At 65.8% G+C, this 2,191-nt stretch carries 2 protein-coding genes; both read left to right on the top strand.

Annotated features, from left to right (window positions below; genetic code table 11):
- The first annotated feature begins 142 nt into the window (after positions 1–142).
- Positions 143–1,381: a tyrosine-type recombinase/integrase gene (locus tag ABDV69_RS21170; protein WP_343577770.1), complete on the top strand. Its 1,239-nt coding sequence runs from the start codon at positions 143–145 to the stop codon at positions 1,379–1,381.
- Entirely contained in the window at positions 1,378–2,124 is a 747-nt protein-coding gene (locus ABDV69_RS21165; protein WP_343577768.1) for a tyrosine-type recombinase/integrase, read from the top strand. The genes ABDV69_RS21170 and ABDV69_RS21165 overlap by 4 nt, the downstream gene beginning before the upstream one ends.
- Positions 2,125–2,191 lie beyond the last annotated feature (67 nt).

The following is a 2,191-nucleotide window of genomic DNA, read 5'->3' as shown; positions in this document are numbered from 1 at the left end:
GGTGTCCTATGCCGACCCCGAGAATATGCCGACAGTTCCTGCGACGGTGCGGGCCAACGGCGCTGTCGAGGTGCAAAAGGTCGGCATAGTTGCGTAGTCGGGGTCACGCTTCAGGCACGGAAATTGTCTGGAGGTGAGGTCCGTGACGAAGAGATCGCCGACGGCCCGGTCGTATCCGGTTCGGGTCCCGCGCACCCCGGTAGGCCCTTTGGCCCCGTTGGTGCTGGGCGAGTGTTCGAGATGGTTGGCAGGGCTGGGCTATTCGCCGGGTTCGGCGGCTGCGGTCGTGAACGTGTTGGAACGGCTGAGCTGGTGGATGCAGATGGTCGGCGCCGGGGTCGATGACATCGACAAGGATCTGCTTGCCCGGTTCCTCGAAGTGGAGGGATCCCGAGATCTTCCATGCCGCACAGTGAAGCGGTGGATCAGCACGGTCGGCAAGTTCTTGACGGCTACCGGCTATCTGAGTGTTACTGGGGATCAAGCTGATTCGCCCACTCCGGCGCAGTTGGTGGCGGCGGCCTGGTGTTCGTGGATGCGTGAGCAGCGCGACCTGACCGAGAAGACCATCGCGGCCCGTTGTCACTACGCGGCCGGCCTTCTGGAGGTGTTGATGGCGGCTGACGGGTCGGTGCAGTGGTGGCAGCTGGACGCATCGATCGTCAACGCGTACGTCGCTGAGCGTGGACGCCCCTACGGCATTGTTGCGCGTGCTCACATCCTCGGATCGGTCCGCTGCCTGCTGCGGTGGGCCTTGAGCACCGGCCGCCTCGACCGGGACCTGAGCGGCGGGATCCTCAGATCTGCCGGGACGCGGCGATCGTTGCCGCGGGGTGTGGGCACCGATCAGGTCGCGGCCCTGCTGGGCGTGTGCGATCCGGCCACCGCACTCGGGGCGCGAGACCGGGCGCTCGTCACGATCCTGGTACGCCTTGGCCTACGTGCCGGTGAGGCTGCCCGCCTGAGGCTTGACGATATCGACTGGGCAAGTGGACAACTCAGGGTCACCGGCAAGGGTCGCGAGCATTCGTTGCCGCTCCCGGTCGATGTAGGTCAGGCATTGGAGACGTGGTTACGGCAGCGGCCGCCCGCCCTGGACCGAGCCGTGTTCGTGCGACTACGGGCACCACGACAGATGATGACGACATCGGGCATCTCGGGGATCATCGCCCGGTTGTCGGATCTGGCGGGGATCGACCGGATCTACGCGCACCGTCTGCGGCACACCGCCGCGATGGGCGTGCTGGCCGCGGGTGGCACGTTGTCCGAAGCTCAGGAGCTTCTGGGCCACGCCTACACGGTCACCACGATGGCCTACGCGAAAGTCGACCTCACATCGCTGCGCGAATTGGTCGTCCCGTTCGGGCAGGTGCCGCGATGACGACGAGACTGCGGGAACGACTCGACGAGTACCTGCAGTTGCGCCGGTCTCTCGGATTCCAGCTCAACGACCTCCAACGCCAAGTCGGCTTGTTCTGCACTTGGCTCGAAGACCGCGGTCAAACAGAGACTTTCACCATCGATGATGCCGTGACATGGGCCCGGCTCAACCCCGACGCGCACCCCTCCTGGTGGGCGACCCGGTTGTCGTTGGTGCGCCGCTTCGCCGCCTACCTGCACGCCAACGATGTCGAGGTCCCCATCATCCCCAGTGGCTTGCTTGCAGCCCGCAAGCCCCGAGCCGTTCCCTTCATCTACAGCCAACACGACATCGATGCGTTGCTTGCCGCCTGCGACAGCGAGTTCGCCGACGAGCGGATCGCTGCGACCCTGCGCACCGTCATCGGTCTGCTCGCCGCCACCGGCCTGAGGATCGGCGAAGCACTGAACCTGCGAGTCGACGATATCGACCAGCGCAACGACCTGCTGACCATCAAGGCCGCGAAGTCGCACGAGCGGCTCGTCCCGGTGCACCCGTCGACGACGGACGCCCTCCTGCAGTACATCGCGTTGCCTGCCCGGATGGCCACCCGCCCCGACCCGGCCGGACCGGTCTTCGTGACCTGCAAGGGGACCGGATACGTCTACGTGTCATTCCAGTCCTCGTTCACACGAGTCCGCGAGGCTGCCGGGCTCATCCCACGCGGCAGGGCACGCCCCCGCCTGCACGATCTGAGACATTAGGCGGACGGCGGGGTTATGCGCCCTACCGGGCTGTTTTTCCTGGTGAGGGAGCTGCAGGCGGTGTTGT

Origin of the sequence: Mycobacterium sp., from assembly GCF_039583785.1 — a bacterium.
In the GTDB taxonomy this organism is placed as follows: Bacteria; Actinomycetota; Actinomycetes; order Mycobacteriales; family Mycobacteriaceae; genus Mycobacterium.
Note: the sequence above shows the minus strand (reverse complement) of the source record. Positions and strands in the feature narration are given on the sequence as shown.